Annotated in this window: 18 protein-coding genes; 10 read left to right on the top strand and 8 right to left on the bottom strand. The window is 75.2% G+C overall.

Going from position 1 to position 22,667, the window contains the following annotated elements; genetic code table 11:
- Positions 1–48: 48 nt before the first annotated feature.
- Positions 49–873 (top strand): hypothetical protein, encoded by an 825-nt coding sequence (locus tag LUZ64_RS24645; RefSeq protein ID WP_095585322.1) that lies wholly within the window; start codon positions 49–51, stop codon positions 871–873.
- On the top strand, positions 866–2,818 hold the full coding sequence (locus LUZ64_RS24640) for an Hsp70 family protein (RefSeq protein ID WP_143593483.1): 1,953 nt from the start codon (positions 866–868) through the stop codon (positions 2,816–2,818). Before LUZ64_RS24645 ends, LUZ64_RS24640 begins: the two co-directional genes overlap by 8 nt.
- A gap of 277 nt (positions 2,819–3,095) precedes the next feature.
- Here the strand turns inward: LUZ64_RS24640 and LUZ64_RS24635 are convergent, their stop codons facing one another.
- Positions 3,096–4,382 (bottom strand): hypothetical protein, encoded by a 1,287-nt coding sequence (locus LUZ64_RS24635; protein ID WP_095585320.1) that lies wholly within the window; start codon positions 4,380–4,382, stop codon positions 3,096–3,098.
- A gap of 36 nt (positions 4,383–4,418) precedes the next feature.
- The gene (locus LUZ64_RS24630) at positions 4,419–5,648 is read right to left on the bottom strand and encodes a hypothetical protein (protein ID WP_143593482.1); all 1,230 of its coding nucleotides are present in this window, start codon (positions 5,646–5,648) and stop codon (positions 4,419–4,421) included.
- A gap of 147 nt (positions 5,649–5,795) precedes the next feature.
- Between LUZ64_RS24630 and LUZ64_RS24625 the strand changes: the two genes are divergently transcribed.
- The 4 genes from LUZ64_RS24625 (at position 5,796) to LUZ64_RS24610 (ending at position 13,711) form a co-directional block, all read left to right on the top strand.
- A complete protein-coding gene (locus LUZ64_RS24625; protein WP_232398754.1) occupies positions 5,796–6,119 on the top strand; it encodes a CU044_2847 family protein in 324 nt (107 codons plus the stop codon).
- Between the two features lie 6 nt (positions 6,120–6,125).
- Positions 6,126–10,724, top strand: a complete 4,599-nt coding sequence (locus LUZ64_RS24620) for a tetratricopeptide repeat protein (RefSeq protein ID WP_095585318.1) — start codon at positions 6,126–6,128, stop codon at positions 10,722–10,724.
- Positions 10,725–10,756: 32 nt separating this feature from the next.
- Entirely contained in the window at positions 10,757–11,617 is an 861-nt protein-coding gene (locus tag LUZ64_RS24615; RefSeq protein WP_095585317.1) for a hypothetical protein, read from the top strand.
- A gap of 246 nt (positions 11,618–11,863) precedes the next feature.
- Entirely contained in the window at positions 11,864–13,711 is a 1,848-nt protein-coding gene (locus LUZ64_RS24610; RefSeq protein ID WP_232398752.1) for an ABC transporter ATP-binding protein, read from the top strand.
- 41 nt (positions 13,712–13,752) lie between these two features.
- Here LUZ64_RS24610 and LUZ64_RS24605 read toward each other — a convergent pair whose 3' ends face one another.
- The 4 genes from LUZ64_RS24605 to LUZ64_RS24590 all read right to left on the bottom strand — a co-directional run bounded on the left by LUZ64_RS24605 (position 13,753) and on the right by LUZ64_RS24590 (position 15,961).
- The gene (locus tag LUZ64_RS24605; RefSeq protein ID WP_095581036.1) at positions 13,753–14,127 is read right to left on the bottom strand and encodes a hypothetical protein; all 375 of its coding nucleotides are present in this window, start codon (positions 14,125–14,127) and stop codon (positions 13,753–13,755) included.
- A gap of 100 nt (positions 14,128–14,227) precedes the next feature.
- On the bottom strand, positions 14,228–14,662 hold the full coding sequence (locus tag LUZ64_RS24600; protein WP_095581040.1) for a roadblock/LC7 domain-containing protein: 435 nt from the start codon (positions 14,660–14,662) through the stop codon (positions 14,228–14,230).
- 49 nt (positions 14,663–14,711) lie between these two features.
- Positions 14,712–15,581, bottom strand: a complete 870-nt coding sequence (locus tag LUZ64_RS24595) for a hypothetical protein (protein WP_095581035.1) — start codon at positions 15,579–15,581, stop codon at positions 14,712–14,714.
- Positions 15,578–15,961 (bottom strand): roadblock/LC7 domain-containing protein, encoded by a 384-nt coding sequence (locus LUZ64_RS24590; protein WP_095581034.1) that lies wholly within the window; start codon positions 15,959–15,961, stop codon positions 15,578–15,580. The genes LUZ64_RS24595 and LUZ64_RS24590 overlap by 4 nt, the downstream gene beginning before the upstream one ends.
- A gap of 429 nt (positions 15,962–16,390) precedes the next feature.
- Between LUZ64_RS24590 and LUZ64_RS24585 the strand changes: the two genes are divergently transcribed.
- Complete coding sequence (locus LUZ64_RS24585) at positions 16,391–17,110, top strand: oxygen-binding di-iron domain-containing protein (RefSeq protein WP_095581033.1); 720 nt, start codon at positions 16,391–16,393, stop codon at positions 17,108–17,110.
- A 7-nt stretch (positions 17,111–17,117) separates the two neighbouring features.
- Positions 17,118–18,083, top strand: a complete 966-nt coding sequence (locus tag LUZ64_RS24580; RefSeq protein WP_095581032.1) for an isopenicillin N synthase family dioxygenase — start codon at positions 17,118–17,120, stop codon at positions 18,081–18,083.
- 33 nt (positions 18,084–18,116) lie between these two features.
- Here the strand turns inward: LUZ64_RS24580 and LUZ64_RS24575 are convergent, their stop codons facing one another.
- Together LUZ64_RS24575 and LUZ64_RS24570 are read right to left on the bottom strand one after the other, a co-directional pair.
- Positions 18,117–19,394 (bottom strand): wax ester/triacylglycerol synthase domain-containing protein, encoded by a 1,278-nt coding sequence (locus LUZ64_RS24575; protein WP_170116727.1) that lies wholly within the window; start codon positions 19,392–19,394, stop codon positions 18,117–18,119.
- Positions 19,395–19,661: 267 nt separating this feature from the next.
- Positions 19,662–20,318: a TetR/AcrR family transcriptional regulator gene (locus tag LUZ64_RS24570; protein ID WP_095581030.1), complete on the bottom strand. Its 657-nt coding sequence runs from the start codon at positions 20,316–20,318 to the stop codon at positions 19,662–19,664.
- A 109-nt stretch (positions 20,319–20,427) separates the two neighbouring features.
- Between LUZ64_RS24570 and LUZ64_RS24565 the strand changes: the two genes are divergently transcribed.
- Entirely contained in the window at positions 20,428–21,903 is a 1,476-nt protein-coding gene (locus LUZ64_RS24565; protein ID WP_232398750.1) for an MFS transporter, read from the top strand.
- A gap of 113 nt (positions 21,904–22,016) precedes the next feature.
- Positions 22,017–22,619, top strand: a complete 603-nt coding sequence (locus LUZ64_RS24560) for an NAD(P)H-dependent oxidoreductase (RefSeq protein ID WP_095581029.1) — start codon at positions 22,017–22,019, stop codon at positions 22,617–22,619.
- Positions 22,620–22,667: the final 48 nt, after the last annotated feature.

Here is a 22,667-nt window from a genome sequence, read left to right as displayed (position 1 = left end):
CACCACCTCGTCCACGACCCGCACACCGGTATCCACAAGGAGGGCGCCGTGAGCCGAGACATCCTGGCGACGGCCTTCAAGCGGCAGCGGCCGCAGCTCGACATACGCCTGGAGGACCACGCCACGACCGAGCACGCCACCGCCGCCCTGCGCGCCGCCCTGGAGCGCCTCGACCCGGCCTCGGCGGCCGCGCCCGGCGAGGACCGGGAGGGCACACCGAACTCGCGGCGCCAGCTCGCCGCCGCCGTGGACCTCCTGCGCGCCGTGTCCCTGGGCACCCTCGCCGCCGTCCGCGCGCCCGCCGCCACCACCACCGGGGCCCGGCCGCCCCAGCGGTCCTCGTCCCCGCTCACCCCGCTGCTGCGCCTGCTCCCGCTGGGCCTCGGCGACGAGGACCACCGGGAGGAACGGACCCGGCCGCCCCGGCCCACCGTGCACACCCCCACGCTCCTCGACCAGCTCCAGGCCGCCGCGGAAGCGGCCGACCGGCTGCTCGCGGAGGCCGAGCCGCCCGCGCCCGAGCGCGTACCGCTGCGCTGGTCGGAGGACCGCGACGTGCTCGACCTGCTGCGCGACCTGCTGTCCGCGCACGCCGAGCGGGACGGCGAACTGGCCCTGCGCCACATCGACAGGCTCCGCAAGGACCTCGCGCTCCGGCACGACATCGCGGTCGTCGACTTCGACGGCACGAACGACTCCCTGTTCTCCTTCGTCGTCCACCCGGACCCCGAGGAGCGGAACTTCGTGACGTCCCGGCCCGCCCTGGTGGCCGCCGACGGCCGGGTGCTGCGTCCGGGGGAGGTGAGGGGGCCCGCAAGGAAACCGTTCCCCGCCGGGGGACACGAGCAAGGAACGGAACGGGACGATGACTGACAGCTCAGGAACCGTGATCGTCGGATTCGACCTCGGGCACGGCGAGACCGCGCTCGCGAAGGCGTACGCCGACAAGGACTCGGAGCCCGCCGTCATGGACCTCGGCGCCACCGGCGGCGGCAGGCAGCACGTCACCATGGTCGCCGAACACCCCACGCGGGGCGTGCTGGTCGGCCGGGCGGCCATGGACAACGGGGCCACCGGGCTCCAACTGGCCTTCAAGTCGCCCGAGCTCACCCGCGAGGAGGTGCGCCGGCCGACGACCCTCTTCGTACGGAAGGTCTCCGAGGACGCCGTCGAGCGGGACCAGGACCTGAAGGGCGGCCGCCGCCCGGTGCGCTGGGTCTTCGGGGCGCCCTCCGGCTGGAACAGGGAACTGCGCGGGGAGTACGCGGAACTGCTGCGGGCGGCGGGGCTCCCGGGCGTGGACGTGGTCCCCGAGTCGAGGGCCGCCCTGCTCTACGCCCGTGAGTCGGGCGAGGTGGAGATCGATCCGGGGCGGCTCGCCGGCGCGGTGCTGGTCGTGGACCTGGGCTCGTCGACCACCGACTTCACCACCGTCCTGGGCCACCGCACGGGCCCGCCCCTCGACACCGGACTCCCGCTGGGCGCCGGGCTGATCGACCGCACGATCCTGGAACAGCAGCTGGACCGCAACCCGCAGGGCGAGGCGCTGCGGGAACTGCTCCAGGAGGACCGCTCCATCCGGCTCGTACTCGAACTGAAGTGCAGGGAGGTGAAGGAGACCTTCTTCCGCACCGATCGCGGCAAGTTCGCCACCGACCCCGAGGCGACGGTCGGCACCGTATACCCGGTCAAGGCCCGCGGCGGAAGCCTCTACTTCCATATCGAGCTGACGGCCGGGGACATGGCCGCCGTGCTGGACACCCCGCAGCCCAGCCTCGACGGCCGCTCCTGGCGGCAGGCGTACGGGGACGCCCTCGGTGGCGCGGCGGCGGGACTCGCCGGTCCGCCGGACGCCGTACTGCTCACCGGAGGCGCCTCCCGGATGCACTTCGTCCTGGAACAGACCCGCGAGGCCTTCGGCGCGGACCGGGTGTTCCTGGGCACGGAGCCGGAGGTGGCCATCGCCCGCGGGCTCGCCCTGGCGGGCCGTATGAGCATCCGGGCGGCGGGGTTCCGCGCGGACATCCGCGGCCTCCTGGACAGCGACCGCGTCGGCTCCCTGGTGGCGGACCGGCTGCCGGGGCTCGCCGAGAAGCTGGGCGAGGCGGTCGCCGACGGGATGACGGAACGGCATGTGATCCCGGCCTTCAGGCGCTGGCGCGCCGGGCAGATCACCACGCTGGACGAGATGGCCGCCGGGATCTCCCGGGCGCTGCACGCCGAGCTCACCGACCCGGCCAACACCCGGCTCCAGGAGGCGATCGCCACCTGGCAGAACGCCCTGCGCCCGGACCTCGAGGAGCTGACCCGGCCCATCTGCCGCCGCCGGCACCTCGAACCGTCGGCCATGGCCCTGCCCGCCGTGCGGGTGAGCGAGGGGAGGCTGGACGTCCCCGTCGACGCCGCGGCCGCCACCGAGGTGCTGGACAACATCGCCTCGGTCGTCAACGTGGTGGTCGCGGGCATCGTCGCGACGACGCTCTTCGGCGCCGGTACCGCCATCATCGCCGCGACCGGGCCGTTCGCCGTGATCGTAGCCTTCGCCCTGCTGTGGGCGGGCCTCAGCGAGGGCAAGGAGCGGGCGCTCGCCAAGGCGAGGGAGGCGAACATCCCGCCGATGGCGCGCAAGGTCGGCGGCGAGGCCAGGATGGTCGCGAAACTCCAGCGGGAGGCCGCCGCCCAGGAGGCCGCGCTGGCCCGCGCGTTCGGGGAGCGGTTCCTGGAGGACGGCGGGCAGCGGCTCGCCCAGGAGATCTCGAAGGGCATCGCCGAGGACCTGGAGGCCCTGGCGGACGAGGCGGAACTGCTCGTGCGCTGAGGTGCGGCGGCCGGGTGTGCCCGTCCGGGAGTCCACCGCGTCGTAGTCTCGGCCGGACGTTGCGTCTGATGAGCCCACTGCGCGGTGGCCCCGGTCGGGCGTTCCGTCCGAGCGGTTCCCGCGTCGTGGTTTCGGTTGGACGTTCCGTCCGGGAGCCCCCGCGTCGTGGTTTCGGTTGGACGTTCCGTCCGGGAGCCCCCGCGTCGTGGCTTCGGTCGGGCGTTCTGTCCGGGAGCCCTCCGCGCCGCCGCCCCGGCCGGGCGTTCCGTCCGCGACGTCACCGCGCCGCGGCCCCGGCCGGCCCCCCGTCGCGCCAGTCGAGGACCGTCCGGCCGGGCACCGGCGCGCTCTCCTCCTCGTCCAGCGTCCGCCGCAGCGCCGCCTCCACGTCCCGCAGCCGCTCCTCGATCCCGTCGAGGAGCGCGCGGGCCCGATCCGGAGCCGTGCCGTCCCCACCCCCGGACGAGCCCTTCCAGAGCTCCGGCAGCGACGCCAGCGCGTCTGCCAGCTCCCTGTCGGCCCGTGTACGGGCGGACAGGGAGGACAGCCGCTCCCGGCGCAGGACGCCCACCTCCGCCAGGCGGGCGGACACCGCGGCGAGCCGCTTCTCCGACCCCGCCAGCTCGCCCTCCGCGGAGGCGAGTTCCGCCTGAGCGGCCGCGGCGCGCTCCAGTGCCGTACGGGCCCGGGGGGAGAGGAGCGTCAGCTGGTCCCGGGTGAGCCGCAGCAGTTCCGCGCTGTCCTCCGCCATCGTCTCCTCCGCCCCGTCGACGCGGGCCCGCAGGAAGGCCAGCCGTTCCTCGACAGCGGCGTGCTGACCGTCGAGCGCGTCGAGGGCCTCGACCAGCCGCTCCAAGCGGCGGAGTTCGGCGACGCGCTCCCGCAGCGCCGCGTGCTCCGCAAGCCGGCGGCGGAGCTCCTCCTCGGCCTCGGCGAGGCTGTCGAAGTCAGCGCGGGCGGCGGCCGTACGCCCCTTCACCTCGTCGAGCTCGGCCTCCCTCTCCCGCAGGTACGCCTCGGCGGCCGGCCCCGGCCGGGCCGCCGCCAGCAGCCGCCCGGCCGCCCGCGACACGCCCCCGGCCTCGGTGAGCGCGTCGTCGAGCAGGAACACGGCTTCGAGACAACGCGCGGACTGCCTTGCGGGCCGGGCGGGCTCCCCGGGGGCGTCCGAGGTCTCCGTCGAGGAGCGGCACGACGCCGGCCCCGCCTCCGGCGCCGTGGGGGCTGCCGAGCGGCGCGGGCGCCCACGGGGCCCGGTCGGCTCCCCGGCCTTCCCCGGGCCCTCCGGCAGCCGGCTCGCACGGGGGTCCGCCGAGCCTTCGGCCTCTCGCGGAGCCGTCGTGTGCGGTCGGCCCGCCCGCACCGGCAACCCGCCTCCCCGCTCCCCGCGTTCCGCCTCCTCGGCCGCGTCCGGCCCCTCCGCCGGGACCCCGTCCGGCAGCCGGCCCATCACCCGCGCCGACCAGACCAGCGCCCAGCGCAGGGCGTGCAGCGCCCCGAGGTCACCGTCCTGGGCCAGCGCCGTGGCGAGCCCTTCCTTCGCTTCGTCCGCCCGGTCCGGCACGGGATCCCCTCCCTCGCTCCTTCTCGTTCTCGCGACTCAGCCGCCGGCCGGCGCGCCCAGCGGGACCAGCGCCGCCTCGCCCCCGCCTACCGGACGGAGGACGAGCACCCCGAACCCGCGCCGCACCGGGTGCAGTCCGACGTGGTACCTCCCCGCAGGCGGCGCGGCGGCGCGCGGCGGGGCCAGCGCGCGGCGGGCCCCGTGCCCGTACTCCTGGACCTCGACGAGGAGCCGGAACGCCTCGCCCGGCGGGATCTCCACGACCACCGGGGCCCCGTCGGCCGTCACCGTCAAGGGCGGCGGTGAGCCGGCCTCGGCGAGCGGGATCCGGCGGGCCACCAGCCGGCCCCGCCGGATCTCATGAGCCGGCAGACCGAGCGTGTGCGGTGCCGGTTCGGGGGCCCGGGCGGCCCCCTCGGCGATCAGCAGTGCCCCGGCCGCCGCCGCGCCGGGCTCCGGTACCCCCGGCGTGGCCGCGGCCCACGGGACCGGCAGGCACCGGGCCATGGTGTGCGGGACCAGCGGGTGCGCGGCCAGCGCTCCGGTGACGACGACCCGGTCCGGGGTGCCTGGGCCGGGTGAGCACCGGGCCCTGAGGGCGGCACCGGCGGCCCGTACGGCGTCCGCCACGGGCGCGAAGGCGTCGATGGCCTCCCCGGCCGTCACGGCCGAGGTGCCGGGACCGCCGGCCGGGTGCAGGGGAGCCTCCCGGTAGCGCGGGAAGGCCACGGCCCGCGCCAGCAGGATCTCGGCCCGCCGCGCGAGATCGCCTCCCGCCGTCCGGTGCGCCAGGGCGTGGGCGGCCGGGCCCGCCTCGCGCGGCACCCCGGCCGTGCCGGCGGCCGCCGAGTCGACGAACTCGACGACGGGGCCCGGAGCCCCCGGCACACCGGAGACGCGGCAGAGCGTGACGCCGACCCGCTCCGGCCCGATGTCGCAGACCAGCCGCTCGGCCGGCCCGTCCACGGGAGCCGCCGCGGCCGTGCCGGCCAGGACGGCGACGGCGGCGGGGACGAACCGCGGCACCGGGGCGGACACGGCGCGGAGTTCGGCGAAAAGCGCCTCCCGCCGCGCGCAGCCGCTTTCCGCGCACCAGTCCTCCGGCACGGCGACCACGGCGCCGGTCACCCCGCCCGCCCCTCTTTCCGTTCCCGTGAGCTCGCGGACGTATGCCGCCATGCCATAGGGGGCGCATTCCGAGAAACGCGCGCCGTCCGCGTCGCGTACCGCGACCGTTCCCGTCCCGACGTCCATTCCCAGGAACACGCGCCCAGGTTAACCCGGACCCTCATCTTCCGTAAGTTTCCCGGGAGATGACGGCACACCCGGAGGAATATCGGGCGGAGAGCCCTAGAATCGATCCCGTTCCGTTCGACGGGGGAAACGGTGAAACGGCGAAACGGGGGAACGGCGATGAGCGATCTCGTGCGCTTCGAGGCACAGGACGGCTCCTCCATGATTGTCGAGGTCGAGGACAGCGCACCGGGCCTGGAGAATGTCGCCCGCGACGACGACGGGCTGCTGACGGCGGGCAGACGCCTGGACCAGATCCTCTCCGGCAGCAAGCCCGCGATCGAGGCGCTGCTCGGCCTGCTGCGCCAGCTGGCCCCCGACGAGTACGACATCGAATTCGGCATCAAGCTCAACGCCGAGGCGGGCGTCGTGGTCGCCAAGTCCGCCACGGAGGGCCACTTCAACGTCAGGCTCGGCTGGCGGCGCGCCGCCGGCGCCGGGTGACCGGCCGTGCTGCCGTGGGAGCGGCTGCCCTGGGTCGTGGGCGTCCGGCGCACCCGCGACGGCGCCCCGAACGGCGTGGGCGTGCTGGTCACGGACCGGCACGTGCTCACCTGCGCCCACGTCACCGTGCCCCAGGGCCGTGAGGAACCCCCTGACGGGCCCGTCTACGTCCGCTTCCAGCACACCGCGGCGGACCCCGTCCCCGCGGTCGTCGCCGAGGGCGGCTGGCACCCCCAGGACAGCCGGAGCCGGACGGGCGACGTGGCCGTCCTCGAACTGCGCGGCCCCCTGCCGCCCGAGGCGCGCCCCGCGCCCCTGGTCTCCACCGAGGGCGGCATCCGGGGCCACGAGTTCCACGCCTACGGATATCCCGAAGGCGTCCACAAATGGGGCGGGGTGTCGACGGAAGGACGGTGCGTCGGCCCCGCGGAAACGGAATGGATACAGCTTCAGGCCGGGTCCGTCCTCGGCCATGGAATCGCCCCCGGATTCTCCGGATCACCGGTATGGGACACGACGCTCGAAGGGGTCATCGGCATCGTTGTCACCCGGGACAAACCCGGTGAGAAAAGAGACGTGAGGACCGGCTACGCGATCCCGGTCGAGCGGCTCGCCCACTACTGGCCGCCCCTCGCCGGACTGATCCGCCGGCCGGCGGCGGCCGAACGCCGGGAGAGGCAGGAGGAGCGGGACCGGCGGGACCGCCTGGAAAGCCTCCTGGAACTCCCGCTCCGCGCCGACGGCCAGCTCCCGAAGGTCCGCGAGATCCGTTTCTACGACATCGGCGTCACTCCCTCCAAGGACCTCGACCGCGACCCCGACCCGCCGTACGCCCCCCGGCGGCGCGAGGACGCCCTGCTCGACCGGGCGCTGGCCTCCGCCCCCTTCATCCTGGTCACCGGGGACTCCAAGGCGGGCAAGTCCCGCACCCTGATCGAGCTGCTGCGCCGCCGCCTGCCGGAGGCCCGGCTAGTGGTGCCCCACCGCACCCCGTCCGCGCCCGGCGCGCTGGCCCGGCTGCGGCTGCCGACCGGCGGGGACCGCGCCGTGCTCTGGCTGGACGACCTCGACGACTACCTCCAGCCCGGCGGCGTCGACCTCAAGGTCCTGGGAGGCTTCGCCCGGCTCGACCCGCCCGTGACGGTGGTCGCCACCCTCACCTCCGAGCGGCTCGCCCGGGTCCGCTCGACGACCGACGAGGTCAGCCGCACCGCCCGCACCGTCCTCGGCCGCGCCACCACGATCGAGCTCTCCCGGCTCTTCCACGAGGAGGACCTCGCGGAGGCCCGCCGCCTCTACCAGGAGGAGGACTTCACCGACCGCGGCATCGGCGAGCGCATGGTCGCCGCCCCGCTCCTGGAGGAGACCTACAACGGCGGCCGGGACGGCTGCCCCGAGGGCTGGGCGGTCGTCCGCGCCGCCGTCGACTGGCAGCGGATGGGCTGCGGGGCGCCCCTCGCCGAGAGCACGCTCCGCGAGCTCGCCACCGGCTACCGGGCCGCCGTCCCCCCGCACCGGGTCCTGACGGACGAGGCGTTCCGGACGGGTCTGGCCTGGGCGATGCGGCCCGTCGCCGGGAGCATCACCCTCCTGGACCAGTTCCCGGGCGGTACGGAGCCCTCCTACCGCGCGTTCGCCTATCTGCCCGGCTACCTGGACCAGCGGTCCGTCCCCGAGCCGACCGCCGTCCCGGACCACGCCTGGCGCCACGCCGTCGCCACCGTGCCGACGGGCGACCTCCTCGGCGTGGCCTTCGCCGCCTTCACCCGCGAACAGGGCGACATCGCGGTCCTCGCCCTGGAACGCGCCCACGACAGCGGCGGCGGGGACGTCGTGGCCTGGGCGTCGCTCCTGCTGGGCGAGGTCGCGCTGAACGCGCAGGACGTCGTACGGGCCCGAGCGCTGCTGGAGGAGGCCGCCGGTTCCGGCCGCGCCGACGTCGTCCCGCTCGCCCAGGTCGACCTCGCCGCCGTGCTGAACCTGCTCGGCCGCTGCGAGGAGGCCTGCCGCCAGCTGGAGCTGGCCCTCGCCTCCCACCACCCCCAGGCGGTGCCGCTGGCCCAGGCCGGGCTCGGCGGCCTGCTCATCGCGCAGGGCGAACCGGAGCGTGCCCGCGGGCTGCTGGAGAGCGCCCTGGCCTCCGGCGACCCGCAGAGCGTGCCGCTGGCCGAGGCGAACCTCGGCGGACTGCTGCTCCGCCAGGGCGAGATGTCCGCGCCGCGCGCGCCCGCCAAGGGCAAGCCGGGGACGGTCCCCGAGGGCCACCCCCCGCCGCCCGGCCCGGCCGACGCGGCGCTCTTCCGTACGACCGACGCGACACCGCCCCGTACGGCCGACCCCGCCTCGCGGCCGCGGGGCGAGCCGCCCGGGCCGATCACCCTGCCCCGGGCGGTGCGCGACTCGGCGCTCGCCCAGGCCGTGCCGCTGGCCCAGGTGAACCTCAGCGCGCTGCTCCTCGACCGGGGCGAGCTGGACCGCGCCCGTACGCTCCTGGAGTCGGCGCTGGCCTCCGGGAACCCGTTGGTCCTGCCCCTGGCCCAGGACGGCCTCGGCCGGCTGCTCGCCCAGCAGGGGGAGTTCGACCTCGCGCGCCCCCTGGTCGAGGCGGCGGCCGCCTCCCCGTTCGTGTTCGCCGCGCAGAACGCCCAGATCACCGCCGGCTGGATGCTGTGGGTCCAGGGCGACAAGGAACAGGGGCGGGCCGCCCTGGAACAGGTCGCAGGCCACAGCGACCTGGCGCAGTCCCTGCGCGCCCGGCACCAACTGGCCCTGCTCCTCGCGACGGACGGGGACCGGGCGGGCGCCGCCGCCGAGCTCCTGCGGGTGGCCGGCTCCGGGCACGAGAGCTGGGCCCTGCTCGCCCGGGTGGACCTGGGGGCCCTCTGGACGGCGGACGGCGACCACGAGCGCGCGGTGCGCGTGCTGACCGAGGTCGCCGGATCCGGCCACCCCGAACAGTCGGCGCGCGCCGCCGATCTGCTCGGCGACGCCCTCACGGCACAGGGCGAGTGGGCCCGGGCGGAGAGGGCGTACCGCCGGGCGATCGGCTCGCGGCACCCGGTGTGGGCCCCGGTCGCCCGGCTCGACCTGGCGATGATGCTCGTGGCGCGCGGGGACGAGCGGGCGCGCGGAGCGCTCCAGGAGATCGCGGACTCGGACGAGACGGACCACGGCCCGCACGCGGCGGACCTGCTCGGCGACCTCCTGGCCCGCCGCGGCGACCACGCCGGCGCGGAAGCCGCGTACGGGCGGGCCGTCGGCTCCGGGCATCCGCACTGGTCGCGGGTGGCGCGGATCGACCTCGCGCTGATGCTGCTGGACAGCGACGACCCCGAGAAGATCGACGAAGCGGAGGCCCTGCTGGTCACGGAGGTGGAGGCGGAGTCCTTCCTCTCCCCGCTCGCCCGCTGCTTCCTCGGCCAGCTCCGCGTGCACCAGGGAGCCCCGGCGGCCGGCCGCGAACTGCTGGAGTCGGCCGCCGCCTCGGACTCGCCGGAGGCCGTGGACATCGCCCGGCTCCAGCTGGGAAAGATGGCGGCCGACGTTCCCGACCTGGCCGTGGCCGAGAGCCTCTTCGAGGCCGTCCTCGGCTCCGGCAGCGCGGTCGCCGCCGACCTGGCCCCCTTGGCCAAGGCCCACCTGGGGGCGGTCCGGCTGAGCCGTGGGGACACCGGAGCGGCACTGGCGATGTTCGACGAGCCGCTGACCCCCGAGGAGGCCGACGACCTGCCGGTCGTACTCCTGGGCTGCGGCATGGAACTCCTGGACGCCGGCGAGATCTGGGCCGCCGAGCAGTACCTCGGCCGCGCCCTCGACATGGGCGACGCGGAGGTCACCCCGCGGGCGCTGGCCGGTCTCGGCATGGCGAGGCTCGCCCACCGCGAGTTCGCCGAAGCCCTGCCGCTGCTGGAGAGCGCCCTGCGCGAGGCCACGGCGGCCGGCGACGAACCGGCCGAGTGCCTGACGCGGCGCTACCTCGGCAGCGCGCTCGCCCGGCTGGAGAGGTACGAGGAGGCGAAGGCGGTGCTGGTGCCGCTCGCGCGCTCCACGGACCGGGAGGACCGGCCGCAGGCGCTGCTGCTCCTGGGCCGCCTGGCGGAAATCGAGGGCGCGTACGCCGAGGCGCGCGCGTGGTTCGGCCGGGCCGCGGGGACGGACGACGCGACCGTGGTGGCGGCGGCGCGTGCGGCCCTGGGGGAGGGCCCGGGGTCCTCGGCGCCGGAGCCGGAGCCTGTGCGGATACCGGTGTTGGAGCCGGAGCCGGAGCCGGAGCCGGAGCCGGAGCCCGTGGCCGGGCCGACGCCGGTCGTCGAGGCGCCCTCCGCCCCACGGCCCCCGCTGTCGCCCCTGCCCCCGGTGCCAGGAGGGCCCGGCCCGTCCGCCTCCCTGCTCGTCCTGCTGGCCCAGGTCGCGTACGGCGAAGGACAGCCCGGCGAGGCACGTCACTGGCTGGAGAGGGCCGAGCGGGCGGCGCGCGAGGCCGGGCACGTGCCGGACCCGGCCGCCGGGGCGCTCCTGGAGGAACTGACGGAGGCGTCGAATCGCCCCCGCACGCCCTCCCGCGATCGCATCACGGGTCAGGAGCACGGGGAGGAACCCTCCTGACACGGCCATGGTCACGTCAGAAAGGGGACGGGATGTTCGGTGGGGGGAAGAGGGACGACGAGGCGTTGCGGGACTTCATCCGGGTCCTGCACCGCGAATCGGACGCGCAATCCACCAAGACGCTCAACCAGCACCAGGCTTCGCTCCGCGGGGAGCTCCAGGAACTCCGCGGCCTGATCGGCAAGGCACGCGAGGAGGTCCAGGCGCTCCGCTTAGAACTCACCGAGCTGAGGGCGAAGGCGGACGGTGCCTTCAGGGAAGCGGCCGACGACCGCGCGCACCGCCTGGAGGAGGCACGGGAGGCGCGGGAAGCACGCCTCGCGCGTCCGCCCGAGCCGCTGCCGCCCTTCGAGAACGTGGTGCTCGTCCAGGCGCCGGAGGAGGGACCGGCACCCCGAGCGGCCGGGGAGAACGCCGAGGCCGACGAGGCCGTCCACCTCGGCCTGCTGCGCAGCGCCGCCGGCGTCAGTGCCGCGACCCTCGTCTGCCACCGTGACACCTGGGCCTTCCTCGTCGAACAGGCCGGACAGGAAACCCACTTCAGGGTCCCCGGACGGGTGCGGGCGGGGGAGGGGAAGGACGAGGGCATGGTGGAGGTGTCCGTCTCGGGCCCGAGCCTGATCGCCACGGTCACGGTGCTGGCCCGGATCAGGGACGAGGAGTCCGCCGACTCCGGAAGCCGAGCACTCGCCTGGCAGTTGTACGAGCGCATCGCCGAGGAACTGCGCAAGGCCCGGCCTCACCCGGGTCCCGGCACCGGGCCGGGCTCCGACCCGGACGCCGACCCGGGCGACGGGCCGGCACCCGTGGAGGCGGCCCCACCGGAGCCCGCGGCGGACGAACCCTGGCCGGAGGCCATCCGGATCGTCATCGACGACCGCCCCGCCCCATAGAAACCCCCGCCCCCGGCGGCCTCGTCGTCCCACCCCTCCACCGGCATGGTCCCCCTTCCCACCGCTTTACACGGAAGACCCACGTCCGGGTGGATTGCTGCTTTTCATACCCGGTCCCGGCGAGCCGTGCGGCATCGTGCAACCGCTCATGCCGCCGCTCGCCCAGCCACCGGGAGGGACAACTTGGCCGCCGACGCCACCGGAACGCCCGCAGAGGAATTACGGTTCCGTTCCCCCACACTCGCGGTGTTCGAGAAGACCCCGCTGACCGCCCGGTCGATGAGCCGGCGCCTGCCCCGGCTCGTCCGCAAGGCGCTGTCCCTGGCCTGGCGCGTGGACCGGCGCGCCGTGGTCGCGCTGCTGAGCTGCCAGGTCCTCTCCGGGGTCTTCGAGGCGTTCGGGCTGCTGGCCACCACCCGGACGATCACGGCGCTGATCACCTCGGGCCACATCCAGGACCGGCTGATGGAGGCACTGCCCTCGCTGGTGACGCTCGCCGCCGCGGCGGGGACCCGCGCCCTGCTCGGCATCGCCGTGCAGAACATCTCCAGCCGGCTGGCCCCGCGCATCTCGCGCGAGGCGGAGATGCAGATGCTCGACGCGGCGATCAACGCCGAGCTCGCCGCCTACGACCACCCCGGCTTCAACGACAAGCGCGAGGCCGCCGACCGGGGCGCGGACGTCGCCCAGGACCTGCTCACCGAGTCGCAGGACCTCATCGCCTGCGTCGCCTCCCTGGTCGCCGCCGCCGGCGTGGTGACGCTCCTGCACCCGGCGCTGCTCCCGCTGCTCGTGCTGGCCACCCTCCCGCAGGGCATCGCGAGCGTGAAGGGCGCCCGCGTCCACTACCTCACCTCGCGGGCGCTGAGCGCCGACCGCCGGGTGCTCAGCCACCTGCGCTGGTACGCGACCGACAAGCAGTTCGCCGACCAGCTGCGCTCCGGCACCATGGCCGCCTTCCTGCTGGGCCGCTACCGCGCGATCGGCGACCGCATCGACAGCGCGACCGACAAGGCCGTGCACCAGGGCGCGCGGTACGCCCTCCTGGGCTCGCTCGCGGGCGGGGTGGCCTCCGGGCTCGTATGGGTGGCGCTCGCGCTGCTCCTCGGCACCGGGCACATGTCCGTCGCGTCGGCCGGGACGGCGGTCTTCGCCCTGCGGACGGTGGGTTCGTCGCTGCGCGGGATGGTCGGCTACGGCACACGGCTGTTCCGCACCGGGCTGTACCTCGACGACTGGGCCGAGTTCATCGAGGAGGCCGGCGGCCACCGGATGCGGCGCGGCGGCGAGGCCCCCGCGAGCCCGCTGGCCGTCCGGGCCGAGGGGCTGACGTACTGCTACCCCGGTACGGACCGCCCGGCCCTGGAGAAGGTCGGCCTGGAGGTGCGGCGCGGTGAAGTGCTGGCCCTAGTAGGGGAGAACGGCTCGGGGAAGACCACGCTCAGCAAGCTCCTCGCCGGCCTCTACCTGCCCACCGAGGGCACCGTCACCTGGGACGACGCGGACATCAGCGTCTTCGAGCCGCAAGCGCTGTGGCGGCGTACCGCCGTGGTGCCGCAGGACTACGCGCGCTGGCCCATGTCCGCCCGCGAGAACATCACCCTCGGCCAGCCGCACGGCGGCGGCGGTGACGACACCGTCCTGCTGGCCGCCTCGCACGCGGGCGCCGACGAGGTCGTCCACGGCCTCCGCAGCGGCCTCGACACCCTGCTGGCCCGTGAGTGGTTCGGAGGCGTGGACCTCTCCGGAGGGCAGTGGCAGCGCGTCGCCATCGCCCGCGCCTTCTACCGGCGGGCCGGTCTCCTCGTGATGGACGAGCCGACCAGCGCCCTCGACGCCCGCGCGGAGCACCGCATCTTCACCGGGCTGCGCGAGGTCGCGCGGGACCGCGCGGTCGTCCTGGTCACCCACCGGCTGGCGAACGTCGCGGTCGCGGACCGTATCATCGTCCTCGACCACGGCCGGGTCATCCAGCAGGGGACCTTCGCCGAACTCGTCGTCGCCGAAGGGCTCTTCCGGGAGCTGTGGGAGCTCCAGAACGACCGGGGCGTTCCGGCGCGGCCGGCCGGAACGCCCCACCGCGGAGGCCCCTGAGAGATCCCCGGGACGGTCCCCGGCGGCCGCCGGAGGCTCCGTCAGACCTCCAGGTCCGTCTCGATCCGCTTGAGCTGGTGGCGTGCCATCGCCAGGTTGGCCCGCTTGGAGTCCAGGACGAGGTAGAGGAAGAGACCCTTCCCGCCCCGGCCCGCCAGCAGCCGTATCAGGTGGTACTGCGATCCGAGGGTGATGAGGATGTCCTCGATGCTGTCCTGGATGTTGAGCATCTCCATCGCCCGCAGCTTGGCCCGCACCACATCGGTGTTCCCGGCCGCCGCGACGTTCAGGTCGAGCCCCTGGGCCCCGCCCAGGGTGCCGAGCGCCATGCCGCTGCCGTAGTCGACGAGGGCCGCCCCGATGGCGCCCTCGATCGACGTCATCGCGTCCTGGAGGGCGGCTTCGGTGTTCGCCATGGGAATCCCGCTTTCGTAGAGAGGTGAGAGTCAAGAAGAGAAGTGAGGAGGGGAAGAACAAGGGAGGTGTGTCCGTGCCGCACGGTCGCCGCGCGCCGCGTCAGGTCTCGCGCCGGCGCTCCAGCGCGTTCTCCACGAGTTCCGCCACCCGCGCGCCGGCCCTGCGGGCCTCCAGGTTCAGCCGGCCGACGTTGGCGTCCGCCGACGCCAGGAGGGTGAGGACGCAGGAGGCACCGGCCGCGTACGTGGCCACGTAGCCCCGCTCGCCGCGTACGAGCAGTTCGCGGAAGCCGCCGTGGCCCACGGCGTCGGTCAGCCGTGAGCCGACGCCCAGCGCGGCGGCCGTCAGGGCGGCCACCCCGTCGGGCTCCATGTCGGAGACATGGTGGGCGATCACCAGACCGTCGGTGCTCGCCACCAGCGCCCCGGTCAGGTGCGGGACGCGTACGCGCAACCCCTGGAGCTCGGTGAGCACTTCGGGCACGGCCGTCATCGGCTGTCTCCTTCCGGTGAACTGTCTCAAGGCGCGTCTCATCATGGGATCGGGGGGACCTGCCGGGAGTTCCGGCGGCGGTAGGGCACGGTCACAGCGCCTCCAAGGCGTCGCGGATCCTGTAGAGCAGGGAGACCTCCGGGGCACCGGCGCCCTGCCGTGCCGCCGCTCCCGCCTTCGCGGGGACCGCGGGGTCCGGGTTCTCCGGGGAGGTCCCGGACGCGCCGGGGCCCGCCGGTGTGCGGATCAGGCCCTGTGCCGCCAGGCGCCGTACGTCCAGGAGCGTGGCGAAGGCGGACCGCCCGAGCACCCGGGCGATCTGCACCGGGGTGCGCCTCCCGTCCGCGGCCTCCAGCACCGCCCGGCGCCCGCAGGCCGGGGCGGCGCCGGATCCCCACCGCCGGGCGGCGTCCGGTACGGGCACGACCGGCGCGGCGTCCACCGCCGGGCACGGCCAGGCCCGTTCGAGGAGCTCGCGGCGGCGGCACACCTCGCGCTGGACCGCGGCCACCGGGACGGGGCGAACCGGGCCGAGCCAGTGCCGCGCCTCGCGCAGGAACCGCTCCGGCGGGCGCCGGTCCGTCTCCAGCGGGCAGAGGACGAAGTAGGCGGCGTCGAACAGGGCGCTGAGGTGGCACAGTTCGAGCTCGCCGCGGCTCAGCCGGCCGTGCTCGACGAGGAAGCCCCCGGCCCGGTACCCCGGACCTCCCCGGGAGACGGCCTCCTCCCAGGTCTCCGGTGACAGCCTGCCGCCGGCGGTGAGCCGCCGGCCCACGTCGGGGGCGGCCGGGCTCTCCGCGTGCACCACCGCGCCGTCGGCCAGGTAGAGCGCGCCGACGGGGCCGTGCAGCGCGCCGGTGGCCCGCTCGTCCGCCAGCCGGACCAGGGTGGCGGCGGTGGGCGGGGCGGGAGATTCCGGTGACGCCCGGCGCGGGGTCGCCGTTCCGGTGGCCGCGGTCACGGCAGGACCAGTCCGGCGGTGAGCCCCTGGAGCCGGAAGCGGGCCATCGCGAGATTGGCCTCGGCGCGGTCGAGCCAGAGGTAGAGGAAGACGCTGCTGTCGAAGGACGTCTCCACGAAGCGGATCAGGTGGTAGCTGCCGCGCGCGGTGACGATGAGGTCCTCCACGGGCCCGGCGTCCTCCGTCGCCCGTGTGAACGCGCTGTTCTCGAAGGCGAGCCGGGCCAGTTCGGACGTCTCCGCCGCCGCGGTCTCGTGGTCGCGGTCCGGCCCGTCGCCCGCCGCGCCCAGGGTCAGCCCACTGGTCCAGTCCACCAGGCTCGCCCCCCGGGCCCCGGGGATCGCCATGGCCTCGGATAAGCACGCGTCTATACCGGACACTCGGACCTCTCCAGCCCCACGCCGGCGCATACCGTCGTGGCTGCTCATGACTGTTGCGGACTCTGCTGCGGACACGAGCCGCCTCGGTGGCTACCAACGGCGTGTCGGCTGCGACGGAAGGTAATCGAAAGCGGAACCGGCCGGGGCGATTTTTGGCAAATTCATTCGGCATAGGAACGCGTGTGGGATCATGCGCCACCGGCCAGGGGGCTAGGGGGCGTCCACGGCCCGCTCCGCCCCCGTCCGCGAGCCGCGGCCCGAGCGGACCGCGACCGCCGTCCGGCGTACCGTGCCCCACGGGGCACCCCCTAGCCCGTCGGAGGGAAAACCGGCGGTGGCGCGCCCCGGAATCCGGAACCCCGGGCGCCGGTCCCCGTGTACGCGGCGCCGACCGCCCCACACTGGGCGCCACGGAGGAAGGGGTGCCCCATGGAGACGACGGTCACCGAGATCGCGCCGGACATCTACCGGCTGTCCACGTACGTCAGCGACGCGGACTTCCTGTTCAACCAGTTCCTCGTCGACGCCGAGGAGCCGCTGCTCTTCCACTGCGGGCTGCGCTCGCTGTTCCCGCTGGTGTCCGACGCGGTCGCCCGGGTAACCCGGGTGGCGGACCTGCGCTGGCTCACGTTCGGGCACGTCGAGGCCGACGAGTGCGGCGCGATGAACTCCTGGCTGGCCACCGCCCCGCGCGCCCAGGTCGCGCACGGCGCGATGGGCTGCCTGGTGTCCGTCGACGACATGGCCGACCGGACGCCGCGCCCGCTCGACGACGGGGAGGTGATCGACCTCGGCGGGAAGCGGGTGCGTTACCTCGCGACCCCGCACGTGCCGCACGGCTGGGACGCCGGGCTGCTGTTCGAGGAGACGACGGGCACCCTCCTGTGCGGCGACCTCTTCACCCGGATCGGTGACGCCCCCGCCCTCACGGAGTCGGAGATCGTCGGCCCGGCGCTGGCCGCCGAGGACGTCTTCGGCGCCTCCTGCCTCACCGCCGACACCGCCCCCACCATGCGCCGGCTCGCCGCCCTCGAACCGGCCGCCCTCGGCCTGATGCACGGCCCGGCCTACACCGGGGACTGCCCGCGGGCGCTGCGCGACCTCGCGGACGCCTACGCGGTACGGTTCACCGCGTCGCAGCGGAAGTGAGGCCGATATGACCGGTGTCCGGATTCCCGTGGTCGACCTCGGACCCTGGCGGTCCGGGGACCCGGCGGTACGCGCGCGCGTCGCCGCGGAGGTCGACGAGGCTCTGAAGGCGGCGGGCTTCCTGCTCGTCACGGGCCATGGCATCGACCCCGCGCTGCGGTCGGCGGTCCGGGAGGCCGCCCGCGCCTTCTTCCGGCTGCCGGCCGCCGTCAAGCGGCCCTACGCGGTCGCCGTCGGCGGCCGCGGCTGGCTGGGGCCCGGGGCGGAGGCCAACGCCTACGCGGAGGGCGCCGAGAGCCCGCCCGACCTCAAGGAATCATGGTCCTGCGCCGCCGAGGAGCCCACCGGGGACGCCGCGGTGGACGCCGAGTGGTTCCGGCCGAACGTATGGCCCGCCGAAGTGCCGGACCTGGAACCGCTGGTGACGGAGTACCTCGCCCGGTCACGCGCCCTCGCCGACGAACTGCTCGTCCTCCTCGCCACCGCCCTCCGGCAGCCCCCGGACCTCTTCACCCGTCACACGTCCCACCCCACCTGGGGGTTCAACCTCAACTGGTACCCCGGCACCGAGGTCGTGGGAGCCCCGCTGCCCGGGCAGTTCCGCATCGGGCCGCACACCGACTTCGGCACGGTCACCCTGCTCGACCGCCAGCGGGGCAAGGGCGGGCTCCAGGTCCACACCGACGAGGGCGGCTGGCAGGACGCCCCCTACGACCCGGACGCCCTCACCGTGAACATCGGTGACCTGATGGCCCGCTGGACCGGCGACCGCTGGCGCTCCGGCCGGCACCGGGTGCTCCCGCCGCCGGCCGACGCGCCCACCGAGGAACTGCTCTCCCTGGTGTACTTCTACGAGTGCGACCCGGGCACGCGGGTCGCCTCGCTGCCCGCCCCGGTCGGGCGCGTCGCGCACGAGCCGGTCGACTCCCACGCGTACCTGCGGGAGAAGCTCCGCGCCATCAGCGTCGGCTGACCGCGGGCGGGAGGCCTCGCGCGGGCCCGGCCGTCAGCCGTCCGGCGCGCCCGTGGCGTGGCACCGTACCGCCCGCTGCCAGCGCAGGTGCAGGGCGTCCAGGCCGGGCAGCGCGCGGTCCGCCATGAAGCAGGCCGTCGAGGTGCCCCGGTAGGTGAGCATGAGGACGCCCAGGGGGCTGCCCTCGGGCAGACAGCCGACCGGCCGCACCGAGACCACGGGATCCGCGCCGAGCTGGAGGGAGTGCCGGACGGTGATCCCCGAGACGCCGACCGCCGCGTGGGCCGGGTCCGCGGCGAGGGTCCGCGTCACGCGGCGCAGCACCCAGGAGGGGAGCCGGGGCCCGGCGGCGGCGCGGCGCAGGGCCTCGCGGTACCGGTGCGACCTCAGCGGCGCGGTCTCCCGTACGGCGCCTTCCAGACGAGTGGCCAGGGGGACGTCGCCGCCCGGCAGCGCGACCTGGACCATCACCGTCCGGTTTCCCGGCGCGCTCGCCTCCTCCGGGCGGCGGATATTGGCCGGCATGGTCAGGACCAGCTCCGGCGAACGGTGCGCGGCGGGCCAGTGCTCCGCCGACCAGCCCTGCACCGCGTGGGCCACGGTGGCGAGATAGGCGTCGTTGGAACTGCCCCCGCCCGTACGGGCGACCGTGCGCAGGGACGCGGCCGGGACCCGCGCCCAGCGGAAGGTGCGCCGGGCGGACAGCGGATGCCGGGCGGAGGTCCACACCTCCGTCCGGCGGGTCGCGCGCACCGTGGCCGCCAGGGCGCGGAGGCGGTCGCGCGGCGTCGGGGCCGGGGCGTCGCGCAGTCCGGGGAAGACCGCGGACGAGCGGTCGTCGGGAACGCCGTGCGGGGTGAAGAGGGTCTCCAGCGTGTGCAGCATGCCAGCGCCGTCCTGCACGGTGTGGTGCACGAGGTAGAGCACGGCGTAGGTGCCCGGGGCGTGGCCGTGCAGCAGCCAGATCCGCCACGGCGGTACGCCTTCGGGCAGCGGTTCGCGCAGGAGGAACTGGACGGCGCGGTCGAGTTCCCCGGCGCCGGGCGGCAGCGGGTGGTCGACCACATGGGTGGCCGGATCGGGGTACCGGGCCGTCTCCCAGCGGGTGCCGGCGCCGGCCAGGAAGTGGGTCAGTGCCGGAAGCGCGGTCAGCCGTTCGCATACGTGATCGCGCAGGTGTTCGCGTCGGGGTGCGGTGCCGAGCATCTGGAGCAGGGCCCCTATGCGCAGCCGGGAGTCGGGGTGGTGCGCGGGGAAGGCGCGCATGGCCCGGTCGGTGAGGGAGGGGGCGGCCAGGTGGGACGGAGGCACGGAGGGAACGTTCATCAGTGGTCCGGGGCGGACGCGGGGCCGGTTTCGCACGGCCGTTCGACCGCCTCGGGGGCGTGGTGTGCGCGGGGGAGTGACATGCCCGGAAGGTAGTGCTCCGCGCATGCCGTCGACAGATCGATTCCGGTCGGTACGGGCGGAGTCGCCGGGCGTGCGCGCGGCTCACCGGCACGCGTGCGGAGGTGTGCCCGGCGGCGGTGACGGCCGCCGCCCCCGGCCCCCTTCGCCCGTACGTCTATTGACGAGCGGTCAGTTCGGGCCGTCGTCGTGACGGCACCGCCACTCGGCCGTGGCCACGCCTCTCAGCACCACCCCGACGACGTCCTCGGCCAGCGTCCCGGTGACCGGCAGGTGCCCGAACAGGACCCGGTAGTAGGTGGTGGAGGCCAGCATGTCGAGGAGCAGGTCGATGTCGGCGTCGGCCCGGACGTCGCCCCGCTCGATGCCGCGCCGCAGCGCCTCGGCGGTCGAGGCCCGGCGGGTGTGGAAGAACTTCTCCAGGAACGCGCTCTCCAGGTCCGGGGTGTCGGCCAGATCGGCGATCAGCGCGGGCAGCACCCGCCGGCCCAGGGGGTTGCCGAACGAGTGGCTGAGCGTGCTGATCCCGGCGACGAGGTCGCAGTGCGTGCAGCCGGTGTCGGGGGTCGGCGTGGTGCCCACCGTGGTGACGAGGGCGTCCACGACGAGGTGCTGGAGGGAGCGCCAGCGGCGGCGCAGGGCGGGCTTGCTGGTGCCCGCCCGCGCGGCGACCGCCTCCAGTGTGAGACCGCCGTAGCCCGACTCGCCCAGGATCTCCATCACGGCGGCGGGCACCGCCGCGTCGATGCGCCCGTCCCGGGGCCTGCCGGCGCGCTGCCGGCCGGACTCGCGTGATTCGGCCAGGGCGCCGTTCGGGGTGTTCACCATGCGCCCAGTATAGGTACGCTGAGATTCATTCCGTTCCGGAACGGAATGAAAATCTCCCGAGGTGGGAACCCTGAGAGGGAACGCCGGGGGAAACCTCGCGAATACGCCCGTGGAAGCGCAGTCCCAGGAGGTCGTCGTGGAGCAGGATGTCAACCAGGTCATGGAGGCACGGCCCGCCGCGCCACCCGCCGCCGGCCCGCCCGCGGCACCGGAGAGCGTCTTCTCGGGGGCCTACCGCGCCCTGACCGTCGGGGTGATCCTCTCCGTGAGCATGGTCGCCTTCGAATCGCTCGGCGTGGCCACCGTGCTCCCCGGCATCGCCCGGCACCTGGACGGCCTCGGCGCCTACGGCTGGGGCCTGTCCGCCCTGATGCTCGCCAACATCGTCGGCACCGTGGTCGCCGGCCGCTCCGCCGACCGGCACGGCCCCAAGAGGTCCATGGCGGTCGGCATGGCCGTCTTCGCGGTGGGCTGCGCCGTGGCCGGAGCGGCCGCGTCCTGGCCGCTCTTCCTGCTCGGCCGGGCCCTCCAGGGCCTCGGCGTCGGCGCGGTGATGAGCATGGCCTACACCGTCATCGGCCTCGCCTACCCCGAACACCTGCGGGCACGGATGTTCGCCCTGCTCTCCTCCGCCTGGACCGTCCCCTCGCTGGTCGGCCCCGTCATCGCCGGCACCCTCGCCGAACACACCAGCTGGCGCGGCGTCTTCCTGCTCATGCTGCCGCTGATCGCCGTGGCCGCCGCGCTCACCCTGCCGGGCCTGCGCCGGATGAGCCGCGGCCAGGGGGCGGCGGGCGCCGCCCCGGCCGCCGGACCCTGGTGGAAGGGCCCCCTCGCCGCCGGCGTCCTCCTCACCGCCGGCACCGCCCTGCTCCTCCAGGCGCTGCTGCTGAAGAACCTCGCCCTGCTGATCCCGCTCGCCGTCCTCGGCCTGGCCGTCGCGGTGCCGACGCTGCGTCAGGTCACCCCGGCCGGGACGCTCGGCCTCCGCGCGGGCGTCGGCGCCGGCATCGGCATCAGGTTCCTGCTGTGCGCCGTCTACTTCGGCAGCGAGGCGTTCCTCCCGCTCGGCCTCCAGGAACTGCGCGACGTGAGCCCCGCCATGGCCGGCCTCGGCCTCTCGGCCGGAGCCATCACCTGGGTGATCGGCTCCGCCTACCAGGCGAGGACCGACGGCCGGGCCCGCGGCCGGACCGGCAGCGTCATCCTCGGCTTCACCATCCTCCTGGCCGGCGTGGTGATCATGGCCCTGGCCGTCCTCGTCACGGCGATCCCCGCCCTCGTCGCGGTGGCCGGCTGGGCGGTCGGCGGCATCGGCATGGGCATCGCGTTCAACGCCGCCACCACCGACACCCTGGAGCAGGCGCCCGCCGAGCAGCAGGGACTCGTCAGCGGCTCGCTCCAGCTCGCCCAGACCCTCGCCACCGGCCTGATCGCCGGCCTCGGCGGCGCGGCCATCGCCATGGCGCACCACCACGGTTCGACGACCGAGGTCGCCCTCGTGTGCACCTTCGTCCTCACCGCCGCGCTGGCCCTCGCCGGCGTCCTCCTCTCGCGGCGGCTGCGCCCGGCGCCGACGCGGTGACGGGCGGGGGGACGGGAGCGGAGCCGGGACCCTACCGGTCCGAAGGGCCGGTACCGGGACCACTCCCGGAAGCCTCGCCGGGGCCGTCGCCGGAACAGGAAGGGACATCCGCCGTGGAGAACGTGCTGCTGCTCGGACTGAGCGCGCCGGCCGGGGACGACCCTTTCGGCGACCCGCTGCTCCGTGCCCTCTCGGTGCCCGGCGCCTCGGGCGTGAGGCTGGTCGTCAGCGCGACACCGTCCGTACTGTCGCGGGCCGGCGCCACCGCTTCCGTCGCCTCGCACCCCGTGGCCCACGCGCTGCGGCGGATGGCGTCGCTCGCCGACGGGCTGGTGATCGCCGCACCCGAGTCGGACGCCGTGCCGCCCGCTTCGCTGCGCACCCTGCTGGACTGGCTGAGCTGGCCGGCCGACAGCTCGCCGCTGACCGGCAAGCCGGTGGCCGTCATGACCACCACTCGCGACGCCGGTACGTCCACGGACCCGTACTGCGAGGTGGAGCGGATGCTCTTCAGCGCGGGTGCCACGGTGATCGGGCCGCGCACCGTGGTCGGGCGGGCGGACCGGGCGCTGCGCGGGACGGAGGACGGGCGGGTGTCCATCGACGACCCGGGGGTGGCGGTGCGGTCGCTGTTCCACCTCCACCGGACGGCGGCGGAGGTCCGCCGTGGCGCGGGGGCGCCCCCGGCGGGCGGGGACCGTCCGTGGCTGCTCTGAGCGGCACGGGGGCGGGACCGGGTGTGTTCCCCGGCCCCGCCCCTTCGC

This window comes from Streptomyces albireticuli, from assembly GCF_021228125.1.
Lineage (GTDB): Bacteria > Actinomycetota > Actinomycetes > Streptomycetales > Streptomycetaceae > Streptomyces > Streptomyces albireticuli.
Note: the sequence above shows the minus strand (reverse complement) of the source record. Positions and strands in the feature narration are given on the sequence as shown.

Coding starts and splice junctions, on each gene's coding strand:
- LUZ64_RS24640 (WP_143593483.1), top strand. CDS start 866: ATGACTGACAGCTCAGGAACCGTGATCGTCGGATTCGACCTCGGGCAC.
- LUZ64_RS24625 (WP_232398754.1), top strand. CDS start 5,796: ATGAGCGATCTCGTGCGCTTCGAGGCACAGGACGGCTCCTCCATGATT.
- LUZ64_RS24615 (WP_095585317.1), top strand. CDS start 10,757: ATGTTCGGTGGGGGGAAGAGGGACGACGAGGCGTTGCGGGACTTCATC.
- LUZ64_RS24605 (WP_095581036.1), bottom strand. CDS start 14,127: ATGGCGAACACCGAAGCCGCCCTCCAGGACGCGATGACGTCGATCGAG.
- LUZ64_RS24600 (WP_095581040.1), bottom strand. CDS start 14,662: ATGAGACGCGCCTTGAGACAGTTCACCGGAAGGAGACAGCCGATGACG.
- LUZ64_RS24585 (WP_095581033.1), top strand. CDS start 16,391: ATGGAGACGACGGTCACCGAGATCGCGCCGGACATCTACCGGCTGTCC.
- LUZ64_RS24580 (WP_095581032.1), top strand. CDS start 17,118: ATGACCGGTGTCCGGATTCCCGTGGTCGACCTCGGACCCTGGCGGTCC.
- LUZ64_RS24570 (WP_095581030.1), bottom strand. CDS start 20,318: ATGGTGAACACCCCGAACGGCGCCCTGGCCGAATCACGCGAGTCCGGC.